General features: G+C 48.6%; 8 protein-coding genes and 2 pseudogenes. 6 read left to right on the plus strand and 4 right to left on the minus strand.

Annotation, left to right across the window (positions count from 1 at the left end; all coding sequences use genetic code 11):
• Both H6F51_09790 and H6F51_09795 read right to left on the minus strand, forming a co-directional pair.
• On the minus strand, window positions 1–2,958 hold the full coding sequence (locus H6F51_09790; GenBank protein ID MBD1822786.1) for a response regulator: 2,958 nt from the start codon (window positions 2,956–2,958) through the stop codon (window positions 1–3).
• Window positions 2,959–3,352: 394 nt separating this feature from the next.
• Window positions 3,353–4,132 (minus strand): photosystem II S4 domain protein, encoded by a 780-nt coding sequence (locus H6F51_09795; GenBank protein ID MBD1822787.1) that lies wholly within the window; start codon window positions 4,130–4,132, stop codon window positions 3,353–3,355.
• Window positions 4,133–4,172: 40 nt separating this feature from the next.
• Between H6F51_09795 and H6F51_09800 the strand changes: the two are divergent.
• Window positions 4,173–4,614 (plus strand): annotated as a pseudogene (locus H6F51_09800) (Uma2 family endonuclease).
• Complete coding sequence (locus H6F51_09805; protein MBD1822788.1) at window positions 4,611–5,126, plus strand: hypothetical protein; 516 nt, start codon at window positions 4,611–4,613, stop codon at window positions 5,124–5,126. The pseudogene H6F51_09800 and the gene H6F51_09805 overlap by 4 nt, the downstream one beginning before the upstream one ends.
• Before the next feature lie 490 nt (window positions 5,127–5,616).
• Here H6F51_09805 and H6F51_09810 read toward each other — a convergent pair whose 3' ends face one another.
• Window positions 5,617–10,410 (minus strand): PAS domain-containing protein, encoded by a 4,794-nt coding sequence (locus H6F51_09810; protein MBD1822789.1) that lies wholly within the window; start codon window positions 10,408–10,410, stop codon window positions 5,617–5,619.
• A 401-nt stretch (window positions 10,411–10,811) separates the two neighbouring features.
• Here H6F51_09810 and H6F51_09815 point away from each other — a divergent pair, with 401 nt between their 5' ends.
• From H6F51_09815 to H6F51_09830, 4 genes and pseudogenes are all read left to right on the plus strand, one after another.
• A complete protein-coding gene (locus tag H6F51_09815) occupies window positions 10,812–11,345 on the plus strand; it encodes a hypothetical protein (GenBank protein ID MBD1822790.1) in 534 nt (177 codons plus the stop codon).
• A gap of 76 nt (window positions 11,346–11,421) precedes the next feature.
• Window positions 11,422–12,166, plus strand: a pseudogene (locus tag H6F51_09820) (IS1 family transposase).
• Between the two features lie 378 nt (window positions 12,167–12,544).
• Window positions 12,545–13,981 carry a glutamate--tRNA ligase gene (locus tag H6F51_09825; GenBank protein ID MBD1822791.1) on the plus strand — a complete coding sequence of 479 codons (1,437 nt, stop codon included), beginning with the start codon at window positions 12,545–12,547 and terminating at the stop codon, window positions 13,979–13,981.
• Between the two features lie 242 nt (window positions 13,982–14,223).
• Entirely contained in the window at window positions 14,224–16,110 is a 1,887-nt protein-coding gene (locus H6F51_09830) for an ATP-dependent metallopeptidase FtsH/Yme1/Tma family protein (protein MBD1822792.1), read from the plus strand.
• A gap of 325 nt (window positions 16,111–16,435) precedes the next feature.
• On the opposite strand, the gene H6F51_09835 is transcribed toward H6F51_09830, so the two are convergent.
• Window positions 16,436–16,542, minus strand: a 107-nt coding sequence (locus tag H6F51_09835; GenBank protein MBD1822793.1) for an IS1 family transposase, incomplete at its 5' end; no start/stop codon positions are given.

Raw genomic sequence — 16,542 nt, forward strand, 5'->3', positions numbered from 1 at the left:
TTATAGTTGGCGAATTCGTTCAACGACCAGGCTTCGGACTTCCGCCAGCAATTGCTCGCGGCTGTAGGCTGCTTTTTGGAGGATTTGCTCAACGGATTGATGAAGGCTCAAGTATTCCGAAGGTGTGAGCGTTGTTGCTGTGACCACCACAATGGGAATCGATCGCCACGCTTCGACACGGTGTAACTCGGTGATGAACTGAAAGCCATCCATTTCTGGCATCATCAGATCTAGCAGAATCAAATCTGGCTGCTGTGCTGCAACCTCTAATAAGGCAAGTTTGCCATTTCGAGCTGTGATTGCGTTCCAGCCTTCTCTTTCAAGCGTTCGCTTGAATAGCTCGCGAGTTGCGTCATCATCTTCAACGATTAGGATTCGTTCCTGCTGAGTAGTGAGATACTTTTTGAGGACTTGATTGAGGCGCTTGTAGTCGATCGGCTTCGTGAGATAGTCAGAGGCTCCTAGCGCAAAGCCGAGATTTTTCTGATCAACGATCGTGAGAATTACGACCGGGATGTCTGCTAGTTGCGGGTTGGCTTTCAGAGCTTTCAGCACCGACCAGCCGTCCGTCTTCGGCATCAAGATATCGAGTGTGATGGCAGCGGGCCGATGTTCGATCGCCATTGCGATTCCTTGTTCGCCGGATGAGGCGGTGAGGACTTGAAAGCCTTCTTTGGCGAGAGCGCGATGTATGAGTTCTTGGGCTGAGGGGTCGTCGTCGATTATGAGAATTTTGGCAGCGTTGGGGTTGGGGGTTGGGGAGTGGGGGGTGGGCGATGTTTCTGAGAGGGAGGGTGAGACTTGTAGCGGTAATCGAACTGTAAAGGTTGAACCCTTTCCAATTTCGCTTTCTACGGTGATATCGCCGCCCATCATTTGACAGAACCTGCGACTAATCGCAAGTCCGAGTCCTGTGCCACCATATTTACGAGTGGTAGACGTATCTGCTTGCGTAAAGGCTTCAAACAGATGGCTGATTTGTTCGGCCGTCATGCCAATGCCTGTATCGGCGATCGCAAGCTCTACCCATCCGTCTGAACGATGCTCTTGAATCGATAGTGTGATCGTCCCGTTTTCTGCAAATTTCGCGGCATTACTCAGTAAATTTAGTAATACTTGTCGGACTTTGGTTAAATCTGCACAGATGTCACCTAAACTATTGACTTTTATAATCTTAAGAGTGTTGTTATTTTGGGTAATTAACGGCTGAATTGTGGCTTCAATTTCATCGACTAGAAGTTCGATCGCGAATGTCTCTAGATATAATTCCATCTTGCCTGCTTCAATTTTGGAAATATCGAGAATGTCGTTGATCAAATCCAGTAGATGTTTGCCTGCATTGCGAATCTTTTGTAAATCCGGTTGAATGTCGTCATAGCCTAGATCGATCGCATCTTCTTGGAGAATTTCGCTGTAGCCAATAATCGCATTCAGCGGAGTGCGGAGTTCATGGCTCATGTTGGCAAGAAACTGACTTTTTGATCGATTTGCAGCTTCAGCGGCTTCTTTTGCAACGTAAAGTGCTTCGGAAATGCGGTTGCGTTCTTCTTCGTTGCGAATTCGATCGCTAATATCTTGAACAATGCCGACGTAATTCAGTAACTGACCCTTCGCATCACGCACGGCTGCCGCACTTTCGGAAATCCAAATCACGCTGCCATCTTTGCGGTAAACCTGCGACTCAAACTCAGACACGCGATCGTACTCTTCAACCCATTGCACAAAGTGATCGCGCACTGTTGGATCGACATAAAGCTGCTCTTTGATATTGCTAAGACAGTGCATTAACTCTTCTGCTGAATCATAGCCATATATGCGAACCAATGCCGGATTCGCGCTGAGAAATCGCCCGTCTGGAGAGGTTTGAAAGATGCCTTCTGTGGAATTTTCAAAGATGCTGCGATATTGCTCCTCTGCTCGCTGCACGGCGACTTCTGCTCGTTTTCGTTGTGCAAAGTTTCGCGCTAGTGCGGCATAGATGCCGACGATCGCCACTAAAACCAAAACGGTAAATCCAATTGCCCGATGCTTGCGCTCGTTGTAGTAATCGAGGCGCACTTGGAGTAGACGATCCACGGTGGGCACGATCGCATCGTAAAGCTGAAAGTGGGACTTGATTGCGTCTTCTCCAGGGGGTGGAAACGAACTCGATTGAAAGCTGACGCTAGAAAATGCTTGGATATTGATGAGTTCGATGAATTCACGGGCGCGATTTAGGCTGGTTCGGGCTGGAGCTTGAAGCGGTGCTTGAATGGATGGATTGTAATTAAAAACCGTGCGTCTGGCTCTTGCTATCGTGTCGATTTGACTATTGAGCGCACTGTACAAATACATTAACTTTGCTTTGTCATCTAGCTCAAATTTTTGAGTCTGAGTTGACAATCCGATCGCTTGAATTTGGGCGGTGTGTTCGATCGTCGCTGGTAGTTGAAGAATTAGAGTGTTGAGCAGGTAATAAGTATCCAGTTCTGGATCGAGAATCATGTTTGAGGTATCTCCAACATGAATCATCTGTGCCAGAATTTTTTCAACTAAGTCAGAGTGCAGTTTAAAGCTTGCGTTCGGGTCAGAGGTTGCGGGTTGATTGAGAATGTCTTGCCAATCGCGTTTGATAAATTTCCAGTTGTCCTCGGTTCTCAAAGCGTTTTTGGCGCGGGATTGGAGTGTGTCAACTTCCTTGATCGTGCGTTGAATGGCGGTTTGCGTGGCTTTAATTTTGGCGCGATCGCGCTTGGCTGTAGAGGACTGGGACTGCGATCGATGGGCTATCACTTGTTCGAGCAGTTTTCGCAGCGCATAATTGTACTCTAGCCCCAGCTTCTCCTGGCGAGTAAAGGTGATGCCAGTGTCAATTTCGGCAACAAGCTGCTGGACAACGACGGTCAGTGGCAGTGTAAATATCGCCAGTAATCCAACCAGTGAGATTGGACGTGCCCAGTGCTTGATAATGCGTTTCACGTTGTTTGAGCCTTGGCGATGAAGCAGGGAGACGATCGTGCGTTTCAGAGAGATTACTGGGCTGAGTGCGAAACTTCAGTAAACTAAGTTACTTTGATCGCACGATGTATAGCAAAACTGCTGGTCATTATGCGAAAACTCTTGCTGAAGTTGCTTAACCCTGGTGTAGAGTTACACATCCTTACGCAATATAAGTTTACATCCAAACCTAGATTGCCCAACTTTTTCCGGCGGTTTACTGAGGTTTAGATAATTATGAAACGCGATCGTCACTTTTATACCCACTTGATTTGTGAACGCTGTATATAAGCTATCGTTGCGGTATTACACCCCTGATCGAATCGATATTATTGCCCTGCACGTCGCTTTCGGGACTCCTTGCGCTTGGTCATAACTAGACAAAGCGCGTTAGTTGAACCCGGTAGCGATCTTTTTTCGTCACCATGACTTCTCCCACTTCAACTCGCCCCTTACCGCGAATTGCAATGAGATCTCCGGATTTTACCGAGTAGCTCGTTGAAGTTGTTTCTTTCCAGTTCACGCGCACATCGCCTGCTGAAATTAAATCTGCCATCTTACTGCGCGACATGCCAAAGCCTGCAGACGCGATCGCATCTAACCGCATGGATGCTTCAACGGTAGTCAGTTCTTTCTTTTTGGGTTCGCGGATTTTCAATTCCTCGAATGGAATTGACTCGATTTGTACGGGCACTGATCGCACTTGTTTCAAATTGGTTTGCAGAAATTCCACCAGTTCGGGAATGACGATGGCTTGTGCGCCGCGCTCTCCTAAAACAATAATGTCACCGACTTTTTCCCGCACGATGCCTGTGCCGAGAATTGCGCCTAAAAAATCTCGATGAGTTGCTGAGTCAAACAGGAAATTTCCAGCAATATCAAGGGCAGCGAGTTGAACTTGCGCTGGCTCGAGCGGTATTTCAGCACGAGCGATCGCTACTCTTTGACGTTCGGCTTGGGGGTAGCCACCCCAGACGATGAGTTGAATTTCGGTGAGGCGGGAAAACGATCGCTGAACTTCTGCGAGTTCTGGGGGTGAGAGAAAGTCGCTGATGACCACTTCCCAGGTTTTGATTGCTTGTTCTGCTTGGTCGATCACACGTGCGATCGTGTCTCGGTTTTCTACGCCTTTGAGGAGGTCTTCCCTTGGTAACATGACAAATAGAGATAAAACTATATTTTATCGAACTTACAGCATGACCCAAACGAAACGAAGATTTACCAGTATTGAGGAATATTTAGACTATAACGGCGGGACTGACACCCGATATGAGTTAGTGGATGGGGTGTTAGTTGAGCTGCCGAGTGAGAGCTATCTAAATCTCCAGATTGCAATGTTCCTGTTATCGAAGCTGATCGAAATTGGAGTACCGTACTATCTATTGAACCTAAAAGCAGAGATTGAGGTCAAACGCCGTGCTGCGACTGTTCGATATGCAGATTTGCTAGTGCTAACTGCAGAACTCGATGCAGCAGTATTGGTTAATTGATCCTGAACGGGAAGTTGTCATCGTTCTTCAGCTAGAGGCAGAGCACTATGTTGAAGTTGGACAGTTTAGACGGAGTGAGATGGTGATTTCCCCGACGTTTTCTCGATTGCAATTGACGGCTGAAGCAGTTTTGAGGGCTGGAAGATGAGTTATTTAGTGGCAGTTTTAAGCGATCGGATTCAAGCAGAAGCAGCGTATTCGGCATTGGAAAAAGAAGGCTTGCCGATGGATAAGATTACGATTTTGGGACGGGGTTATAAGAGTGCGGATGAATATGGCTTGATTGATCCGAATGAAACGGCGAGAAAACAGGTGCGCTTGATGGCTTCTTGGTTGGTGCCGTTTGGGTTTGTGGGCGGTGCGGCATTTAATGTGATTACTGGATTGGATACGTTCGCGTGGGCGGGTGAAATTGGGAGTCCGCTGATCGCAGGTATTCTTGGCGGACTGTCGGGATTGATGGGCAGTGTGTTTGTGGGTGGTGGTGTGGGTATGGTGGTTGGTGGCGGGGATGCTCTGCCTTATCGCAATCGGCTCAATGCTGGGAAATACTTGATTGTGGTTAACGGTTCGGATACGCTGATTCGGCAAGCGACTCGGAGTTTGAGAGCGTTTGATCCTGAAAGCTTGCAGGGATATGCGGAACCTGGTGTGACTTAGGATGAGTCTCGATCGCAGTTCACAAGAAGCGAGACAGCGATCGCTTCTTGTCTCACTCTCTCACGTTTGTTTTATTAATAGACTTATTTCAAGTCTCAAACGAGAATATGCGATTATAATAATTAATCCCAACTCTTTGATGAGACAAGGTATTGGAAGTCAGGGGGTTTGGCAATTTCTTATCCCGAACTTAGGTTATTAAAGCTCTCAAACGAAAATATGGGATAGAGAAGAGGAGCGATCGCTTCTTGTCTCACTCTCTCACGTTTGTTTTATTAATAGACTTATTTCAAGTCTCAAACGAGAATATGTGATTATAACAATTAATCCCAAATCTCTAAAGACTCGCGGCACATTCTCGTGAAGACGCGATTAGAAGCTTGCAGGCTGAAGGAGTACAAGCTCATTTTCTTGAATTAGTCTCAGTTCTAGACTCACATTGAGTCTCAAATTATCATCTGGGATGAGATTCGCTAGGGCAGCACCGAATTTAGTCTATGAGGGTGATGATCGCTTGCACTAACTGTTCTGGGTCAAGTGGCTTTGTGATATGCCGTTGATATCCACTGTTGATTGCACGGTTATGATCATCTTCTCTGGCATAAGCAGTGAGCGCGATCGCGGGAATCTGTCCCCCCTGCTCGACGGGTAAACTTCGTACCTGTTGAATCAGCGTGTATCCATCGACTTTGGGCATCCCAATATCACTGACCAATATATTGGGTTGAAAAGATGGCAAATTTGAGAGTACCTCTGCGGCAGAAGTCACGATCAAAACCTCTGCTCCGTATTGGGTGAGTAATACTGCGAGTAGATCGCGGGCATCAGGTTCATCATCCACGCCAAGGACTCGAATCCCAGTTAAATCGAGTTCTTGGTGGGGTGGCTCGATCGATGGCTGGATTGCGGGTTGAACATTGAGCAAGGGCAGTAAGACCGTGAACGTTGCGCCTAATTCTTCGCCGGGGCTATCGGCTGTAATGGTGCCGCCGTGCGCTTCCACTAACTGACGAACGATCGCTAACCCTAACCCTAATCCCCCATATTTGCGAGTAATCGAAGCATCTTCTTGCTGGAAGGATTCAAAAATGTGAGGAAGAAACTCTGGACTAATGCCTTTACCCGTGTCGCTTACGGTGAGTTGTGCCTGATTGCCGACTTGTTCTAGGTGGATGTCTATCTGTCCACTATTAGGAGTAAATTTAATCGCATTGGACAACAGGTTCCAGACGACTTGCTGAAGGCGAGCCGCGTCACCCCTTACTTGTCCAATGTTGGGTAACACAGAATGCAGTGAAATTGCTTTAGCTGTGGATGCTGTTCTGACTGTTTCGATCGCCGCTTCAATCACAAAGGATAGATTGACAGAGTTGATATTTAAGGTGAGCTTGCCGCGTAGAATTTTGGCAACATCGAGGAGATCATCAATTAGCTGAGTCTGAAGATTGGCGTTGCGCTCGATCGTCGCGAGGGCTTGAGGCATTTGAGCCGCGTTCACTTTACCCGCTTGCAGTAGCTTTGTCCAACCGAGAATGGGGTTGAGGGGCGATCGTAACTCGTGGGACAGAATTGCTAAAAACTCGTCTTTGATGCGGTTGACGCGGACAAGTTCCTCGGTCTGCTGCTGGAGGGAGTTGAGTAGTTCGGAGCGTTCGAGGGCGATCGCAATTTGGTCGCAGATCGCTTGAAAGAGAGACTGCTCAGAGGCTGTAAACTCAGTGCGACTGAGGCTGCCAAAGCTCAATGTGCCAAGCAATTTTTCTCGAACCACCAAGGGCTGGCTGGCACAAGCGGTGGCACCGAGCGATCGTGCTAGTTCCAATTTCGGTTCATCAGACTGCTGAATCTCTGCCCGCACGATTTGGCGGCGTTCTTGAGCGACCATACCGCAGATGGCTTGCCCAATGTTTAGCCATTTGATCTGCTGAGCAACGTCCTCTGGGATGCCGCCGTAGTTAGCAAGCTGTAGCTTTTGCTGCGATTCATCCAGGATGTAGTTGAGATACACATCTAGTCCCACTCGATCCTTGAGCTTGCTAAATACGGTTTCAATCAGAGCAAGCGGTTGAGTAGAAGAAAGCAAATCGCGGGTTGTTTCATACAGCAATTCGATATGATCCCGACGCTCTGCAAGAGCGGCTTCGGATCGTTTTTGCTCAGTAATGTCTAAGATCGTACCGATCATCCGAAGCGGCTTTCCGGTCGCATCAAAATACGCTTGTCCTTTTGCCCTAATCCAGCGCTCAATGCGGTCTTGAATTCCGATCGTGCGATATTCCACGTCGTAATCGCCACCACTGGCTGAATTGATTGACCATTGCATTGCCTGTTCTGCGCGATCGCGATCGTCGGGGTGCAGTGCCTCAAAAAAGACTTCGAGGCTAGCGTCGGCTTCAGGGGGTAAGCCGAGAATGGTTTTGCAGCCTACATCCCAAGTGAGTTCACGGGTGATCAGATTCCAGTCCCAAGTGCCTAACTGAGCAGAGGCGATCGCGATGCGGAGGCGGTCTTCGCTCTGGTGCAAGGCTTCTTCTGCAAGTTTGCGATCGTGGATGTCGACGATCGAGCTAATGTGTCCTTTGAACTGATGACTCTCTGGATCAGTCCAAGGGTGTCCAGCTCCAATCACCCACCGATAGTTGCCATCCTGTCCCCGCAGCCGATATTCCGTCTGAAATGCTTCGTGGCGCTCAACTGCATTTAAGAAAATTGTTCTGGTCGCTTCGTAATCTTCGGAGTGCACAGCGTCGAGCCATCCCAACCCTAGTCCTGCGACTTCTGATTGTTCGGTGAACTCGTACCAGCGTTTACTTAAGTAGGTGCAATGCCCTGTAGTATCTGCGACCCAGATCATCATGGGGGCGTTGTCTGCCATGAGGCGGAAGCGTTGTTCACTAGCGCGTAGGCTTTCTGCGGACTGCTTGCGCTCTGTAATATCCATGTCCACTCCAGCCATCTTGACTGGGTTGCCTGCTGCATCATAGAAGACTTGTCCCAGACCCAGTGCCCAACGTACTGTGCCATCCGGCAGAATAAAGCGGAATTCGATGTTGTATTCTTCTCGATCGTGAAGTGCAGGCTGAATCGCTTGCTCAATCCAGGGCAGATCATCGGGGTGAATCATTGATCTGACGGTTTCATAGCGTCCATCAAAGCTACCAGGAGCCATGCCAAATAGATGTTCTAAATTGGTAGACCAATGGACGCGATTGGTTTGAAGATCCCAGTCCCAACTGCCCATTTTGGCGGCTTTCATTGCCAGATTTAGCCGCTCTTGGCTTTGTTGCAAAGCAAGTTCGGCTTGCTTGCGGCTGTCAATATCGGTTACGGTGCCAATCCAACCTGTGGTTTGTCCTTGGTCGTTTTGGGTTGGTACAGCGCGACAGATAAACCAGTGGTATTCGCCCTTGTGACTGCGGATTCGATATTCAATTTCAAGGGGTGCTTGATTGAGGAGCGATGTACTCCATTGAGACAGGGTGCGATCGCGATCGTCGGGATGAAGTGCACTTAGTCCTGCTAAGCCCATCGACTCCGCTTCGCTGAATCCTGTGTACTCATACCAGCGTTGATTCCAGTAGTTAACATCTCCGGTGGCATCGGCAGTCCATACCATTTGCGGCATGGCTTCGGCTAACGCTTGGTAGCGCTGCTGGCTGGCTTTGAGGGCGACGGCGGACTGACTGCGTTCCGAGATGTCGAGAAAGGCTCCGATCGCGCCCCGGATTTGATTTTGATCATCGCGTAGGGGGGTTGCATAGCATAGGAGCTGGCGGATTGCGCCATCGGGGAGTAGGATGTCAAACTCTACATCTCGCACTTCTACGCCCAGTCTGGCAGCGATCTGCATGGGCAGATTCTCAGGGGGAATTTCCTGTCCATTTTGGAAGGTGCGATAGGAGGGTTGCTCGGTAGTAGGTGCGGTCTTGGAGATGTTTTCGCCGGAACGAGTGCCGAGCATTTCTCGAATGTAAGCATTGCTCTGCATTTCAGTGCAGGCTGGATTAGTGGCGATAGCGACACCGACGGGTAGGATTTCTAATAGCGTTTGCAGTTCCAAGACGCGATCGGTTAACTCCTGGTTGAGTTGTTGGATGGCTGCTTCAGCTTGTTTTTGCTGAGAGAGATCGATCGCGAAGGCGACATGCTCATCTATGCCATCTACCCATTGTGTCGCACTGATCCAAATGGGAAGCCGTGTTCCATCGCGCCGGATCAGTTCTTTTTCTCCAGGTGGGAGGGTGCCTTGTTGCCGCAGGTGTTCCATTGCCTGCTCGGTTTGTGCGGATAGCTCCGGTGGGGCAAAGTCACACCAGTTCATGCCGTGCTGCTCAAATTCTTCCCGGCTATAACCATGTAGGTGCAGCATGGCGTCGTTGATAACGCTCACGTCACCGCCTGCGGTGGCGATGCCAATGCCGATTGGAGCCGTATCAATTAGCCGTTTTAGTCGATTCCGCTGTTGTTTCAGGTCGATTATGGTCTGGTTTAGCTCGAGTTCTAGATATTTGCGATCGGTGACATCGCGCCAAGAGGCAACAAAGCCGTCATTCAGTTTGGTGACTCGAATATCAAAAGCCCGCACCAGTCGGCGATCGGCATAGGTGTCATCGTAGATTAGGGAGTCTTTAATTAAGGGTTCACCCGTTTCCACCACATAGCAATATGCATCGAACAAGCCTGATTCACGATGACCTGGTAGTACCTCACATAAGCCGCGTCCAATCTGCATTTCCTTGGGCATTTGGTTGTTTTCGCACGCTGCTGCATTGAGATAATCGATGCGAAAATCTAAGATCTGTCCTGAGCGGTCACGGATGGCTGAGAAGATGCCAAAACAGTCGAGCATATTCTCAACTGAGGTTTGGAACTGCTCTTGGCTGCGTTGCAGTTCTCGTCGTAACTCTGCGTTTTCGATCGCGTTCCGCAATGAGAGTCGCAGGTCATCAGGTGTGATCTGATCTCTAACAAGATAGTCTGCTGCGCCGTTTTTGAATGCCTGGACTGCGGTCTTTGTGTCTTCATCGTCGATCACAACGATCGGAGGGCAGCGATCGCCCATTTGTTCTTTTAATTGACGCAGCAGAGTAACGCTATTGGAGTGGGGAAAATGAAGCTCTAAGAGAATGGCATCGATTTGCTGTAGCTGAGACAGTGCTAAAATTGGGGTCTGACATTTCAAAATTCTGTATGCAACAGTTCTGTCCTGTTGTAATTGATGCTCATATTCGCGATCGTTCTCATCTGAGTCAGAGACGACAAGGACAGTCCGGTGAGTTGACATGCTGGGGCTGGGGCTAGCAGAGATGAAGTGAAGCGATAGGATTTGAAACTTTTTGTAGAGTCGCGAATAGATTCTATCAGGTTTAAAGTGGTGTTAGCTTCGGTACTGTAGCTGGCTGAGTTGTCTCAGTAATAAATCTATTCAAGGGAAGAAATTAAAATAATTGAATTAGTTTGACTATCAATTAAATTCTATTGAATTGGTATACGAAGAGCGTTTTTCGCTGGATCGGTTTGAGGCAGTAGGGATAGTGCAAAACAGTCTTACAGAAGTTTTTCAAGCTGCGGAAACTGTCTGATGACCAGTTTTTTGGATTTAGCAGAGCGGATAGATTCCGATTGTTTTAGTTTAAATACTTGAGCCTGCAAATTTACGAATTACCGATGTTTCAAGTCAACACCATGAACCGTCATTTTCTCCTAATATTAAGTTTCAACCTTTGTATTCCCTTCACGACTCTGCTTAGAGCTGAGAGTCAGCCTGCGGCATTTGACTTTCGCAATAATTTGAAAGATGGAAATTACCGCTTCTGTAGCCAACGCCCTCGATCGGGAACTGTGACTGCTCCTAATGAAGTGGTGGGCAATTGTTTTCTATTTCGTAAACAGAGAGGGCAGGTGATTGGCAAGTATTACGATACTCGCAGCTTCGGTGAAGTGAGTGTGTGTTTGAGTGGTTCAGTTACCGATCGTGTTCTCGCTCAAGGGCTAGAGGAAATTGGTGGAATTGGTCGGCAACGAATTCCAGCCAATTCAATGAGAGACGAATTAGTCAATTGGGATAAGGAGGGCATTCTGAAGGTTTCAGGAGCTGAAACTTACAGGGGGACTAGCGATAGAGGTAGGTTGGTGCGCTATCGACAAGCAATTCTGGATTTGAAGCGACTCTATCGGGTGAATGCGGGAGCGATCTTGCCGCCGACTCGATGCTTCTAATAGGGGGGTGCGGTCATGTTCTAGACCTGTGTATTATATGCAAGGATAGAATTGGTTTCTAGCTGTTCTTGTAGACATGGTACTCGAACCTGTTTGTTGCCCAAGCTGCAATAGTACAAACATCGTGAAAAATGGCAAAAGCGATGAAGGGAAACAGCGCTATCGTTGCCGCAATGCTGAGTGTTCCCGCCGCTCTTTCATTCGCGAGTACAGTTATCGGGGCTATCTACCGGAAGTCAAGCAGCAAATCAGTGATATGGCAGTCAACGGAAGTGGCATTCGAGATACGGCACGAGTGCTGAAAATTAGCCCCACAACCGTGATTGAGGAATTAAAAAAAAGATCGCCATCTCGAACGAGTCAATACCGCTCTACTCCAACAGATGGAAAGTTCACCGACGAGCGCGATGGTCGTCAAAGTTGAAGAAGCAGAAATGGACGAGATGTGGAGCTTTGTGCAGTCCAAGAAACAGCAGCGTTGGTTATGGCACGCCATTGATCATCGCACAGGTGCAGTGTTAGCTTATGTTCTGGCTCCGCATGAAGATGCAGCACTCAAAGAACTTCAGCAATTGCTGGCTCCGTTTGCCATCAAGCACTTTTACACCGATAGTTGGGGGGCATACTTGCGCTTGTTAGAGTCTCAAAAGCACACTGTGGGTAAAGCCAATACTCAACGGGTTGAGCGCAAGCATTTGATGCTCCGCACGCGGATCAAGCGCTTAGCTCGAAAAACAATCTGTTTCTCCAAGTCTATTTGGTTGCACGATGTGGTGATTGGATTGTTCATCAACCGCTATGAATTTGGTCGAGCAGTGTGATCGTTCATCCACAGGTCTAGAACATGACCGGGGGGTGCATAGTATTTTTTGAGACTCACAACTAGACTCAACATTAGTCTCAAGCAAGACTAATGAAACAAAATTGTTGAGGATCGATCTGGGAAAGCTCAGACTGAATTTGGGTAAATGAGAGTGCGATCGAGGAAAAACAAGCATAAAAAATTAGTCCATTTTTAGTCCAGAGACTTAAACGAACTAATATAGACAGCCTGAAATTACCTTGAATCGGGAAACTTAGAGAGATTAAAACTTTTGAACTTCTGCGGGGTACGCAGAAGTTCAGTCTTGATCAAACCTCCAAACCTCAGGTCAACAAGCTCCGTTAGAATGAAGAATGCACAATTCTCTATTTGACTCATGACCGTTCGCGTTCGCATTGCACCCAGTCCCACGGGTAATCTCCACATCGGAACGGCTAGAACCGCAGTTTTCAACTGGCTGTTTGCCCGTCACCACGGCGGAAAATTTATCCTCCGCATCGAAGACACCGATCTAGAGCGATCGAAGCCCGAATTCACCCAAAACATTTTCGAGGGACTCACCTGGCTCGGTTTGAACTGGGATGAAGAACCCGTTTATCAAACGGCTCGGATGAGTTTGTACCGTGAAAAGATCCAGGAACTCCTAGATAAAGGATTAGCCTATCGCGCCTACGATACTCCAGAAGAACTCGATGCGATGCGAGAAGCGCAAAAAACTAAAAACGAAGCGCCTCGCTACGATAACCGTCATCGCAATCTCACACCCGAACAGGAAGCCGCTTACCTCGCTGAAGGTCGCAAACCCGTCATTCGATTCAAGATCGACGACGATCGAGAAATTTCCTGGACAGATCTCGTTCGCGGCACTGTTACCTGGAAAGGTCGTGATCTCGGCGGCGATATGGTGATCGCTCGCGCCGCAGAAGGTGAAGCAATCGGTCAACCCCTCTATAACTTTGTTGTCGTCATCGATGACATTGATATGAAGATCACCCACGTCATTCGCGGTGAAGATCACATCGGCAACACTCCGAAACAGATCCTACTCTACGAAGCCCTCGGCGCAGCCTTACCAGAATTCGGACACACGCCGCTAATTTTGAACCAAGCAGGCGCAAAACTTTCTAAACGCGATGGTGTCACCTCGATTTCTGACTTTAAAGATATGGGCTACACCGCAGAGGCGATCGCCAACTATATGACGCTCCTCGGCTGGTCGCCCCCCGAACCGATGACTGAAATCTTCTCGCTCACCGAAGCGGCTGAGAAATTCGGCTTCGATCGCGTCAACAAAGCCGGAGCCAAGTTCGATTGGGATAAATTGAACTGGATCAACGGGCAATACATTCACGCAATGCCGATTGATCAAGTCACCGATCTATTAATTCCAGTTTGGAAATCGGCGGGTTATGTGTTGGATGAGAAGAACGATCGTGCATGGCTCGAACAAGTCAGCGCTCTTGTTGCCCCCAGCCTGTCTCGTCTGAATGAAGCCGTAGACATGACGCGCTACTTGTTCCAATCGCTGGACTACACCGACGATGCCAAAGCCCAAATGCAGCAAGACGGCGCAGCCACAGCGATCAAAGCCATTCTAGAATCAATGCCTTCACCCCTAACTGAAGCTGCAATTCAAGACTTAATCAAGCAAGTCGTGAAAGAGCAAAACCTTAAAAAAGGAGTCGTGATGAAATCACTCCGAGCGGCTCTAACTGGAGCACTTCAAGGGCCAGATCTCGTGCAGTCCTGGCTACTGCTCAATCAGAAAGGCCACGATCGCGATCGCTTCGAGCAAGCTTTGTCGATCGATTAGCGAGTAGGGAGTAGGGAGTCAACAAAAATTGTTAATCCCCACTCCCCACTTCCCACCTCAATTGCCCGAACTCTCAGAATTAAGTTACATTTAGTTAAGATTCCTCTCATTAATTTCCTGGTGAAGAATCCGTAAAAGTACTCGTGCCTCATTCAGCTTCAAGCCTGAGCAAAACCGCACTGTACAGTCCTTGGAAAATAACGATCTTTACCGTTGTAGCCGTATCGCGAGGTTGCTAGTTTATGAAATCTTCTTGGAGAACCATCCTGCTTTGGGCAATTCCCGCGCTTGTCGTCGGATTTTTCCTCTGGCAAGGATCAATTGCTCCAACCGCACCCAATACCAGCAGAAACACTGCCAGCACCCGTATGACCTATGGGCGGTTCTTGGAGTATTTGGACGCAAATCGAATTAATAGCGTTGATTTATATGATGGAGGTCGAACGGCGATCGTAGAAGCGGTTGATCCAGATTTGGATAATCGGCTACAACGCTTACGAGTCGATCTCCCCGGCAACACCCCTGAATTAGTGACCCGTCTCCGTAATTCTGGTGTTAACCTAGACTCCCACCCAATTCGCAACGATGGCGCAGTTTGGGGTTTACTTGGAAACTTAGTCTTCCCGATCCTCTTGCTTGGTGGACTCTTCTTCTTGTTCCGGCGATCAGGCAATGTCCCTGGCGGCCCAGGTCAAGCGATGAACTTCGGCAAGTCCCGCGCTCGATTCCAAATGGAAGCGAAAACGGGTGTCATGTTCGATGATGTCGCAGGCATCGAAGAAGCCAAAGAAGAACTGCAAGAAGTCGTCACCTTCCTCAAAAAGCCAGAACGCTTTACCGCAGTCGGCGCGAGAATTCCCAAAGGTGTTCTGCTTGTCGGCCCTCCTGGCACGGGTAAAACCCTGCTTGCAAAAGCGATCGCAGGTGAAGCAGGCGTTCCCTTCTTCTCGATCTCCGGTTCCGAATTTGTCGAAATGTTCGTCGGTGTCGGTGCATCCCGCGTTCGCGACCTGTTCAAAAAAGCGAAAGAAAACGCTCCCTGTATCATCTTCATCGATGAAATTGACGCAGTAGGACGGCAACGGGGCGCAGGAATCGGTGGCGGAAACGATGAACGTGAGCAAACTTTAAACCAACTTCTCACCGAGATGGATGGATTTGAAGGCAACACCGGAATCATCATCATTGCTGCAACCAACCGCCCTGACGTTCTAGACTCTGCATTACTTCGTCCCGGACGCTTTGATCGCCAAGTCAGTGTTGATGTCCCCGATATCAAAGGTCGCCTCGAAGTTCTCAACGTCCACGCCCGCAATAAAAAGATTGCACCTGAAGTTTCCCTTGAAGCGATCGCTCGTCGTACCCCTGGTTTCTCCGGTGCAGACTTAGCAAACTTGCTAAACGAAGCGGCAATCCTCACCGCTCGTCGCCGCAAAGACGCAATCACCATGCTCGAAATTGATGATGCCGTCGATCGTGTTGTCGCTGGCATGGAAGGCACACCGCTCACCGACAGCAAGAGCAAGCGATTAATTGCCTATCACGAAGTCGGACACGCGATCGTTGGAACGCTCGTAAAAGAACACGATCCGGTTCAGAAAGTCACGCTGGTTCCACGCGGTCAAGCGCGCGGTCTCACCTGGTTCATGCCAAGTGAAGATCAAGGGCTGATTTCACGATCGCAAATTCTCGCCCGCATCAAAGGTGCATTGGGCGGACGCGCAGCCGAAGAAGTCATCTTTGGAGATGCTGAAGTGACAACCGGTGCAGGCGGTGACATTCAACAAGTCACCGGAATGGCGCGTCAGATGGTAACTCGTTTCGGCATGTCGGATTTAGGCCCACTCTCGCTCGAAAGCCAACAAGGTGAAGTCTTCTTGGGTGGCGGTTGGATGACTCGCTCTGAGTATTCCGAAGAAATTGCCGCTCGAATTGATGCTCAAGTCCGCTCGATCGTTGAACATTGTTTAGAAGACACTCGCCGCATCATTCGCGAAAACCGTGAAGTGATCGATCGCTTAGTCGATCTACTGGTCGAGAAAGAAACGATCGATGGCGATGAGTTCCGTCAAATCGTTGCCGAGTACACCGCCGTTCCTGAGAAAGAACGCTACGTACCGCAACTGTAATTCTGAAAGATAGATAACTGCGATCGGGGTAGTGAAAACTGCCCCGATTTTTTAGTGCAGTCGTGAATTCAAATTGCCAGATCACAAAAGGGCGCTCACTTCTTCTAAATCCATATCAATTTATCGCTTGAGACTCAAAATGAGTCTAATATCAAGACCAGAATGAGAAAGAGAATTCATATCGTGTAACTGTGCGGCTTACCTTGTGCCAACAGTTAGAGGATGTGATAGCGCGATCAACCAGTGAGTGAATGCAAAGGCACTTCAGCATGATCAAAGTGAGATCATCTTTTCAACGTTCGGCATTGCTGAATGAGAAGATGAATTAGACTGGAATGGGCACATCTCGAAATTTGAGGTAGTGCAGTAACAAGCGAATCGAATGACTGAGCATCTCCACTGACTTCGAGTAGCACAAGGTCTTACGATGCA

The organism is Cyanobacteria bacterium FACHB-DQ100, from assembly GCA_014695195.1.
In the GTDB taxonomy this organism is placed as follows: Bacteria; Cyanobacteriota; Cyanobacteriia; order Leptolyngbyales; family Leptolyngbyaceae; genus Leptolyngbya.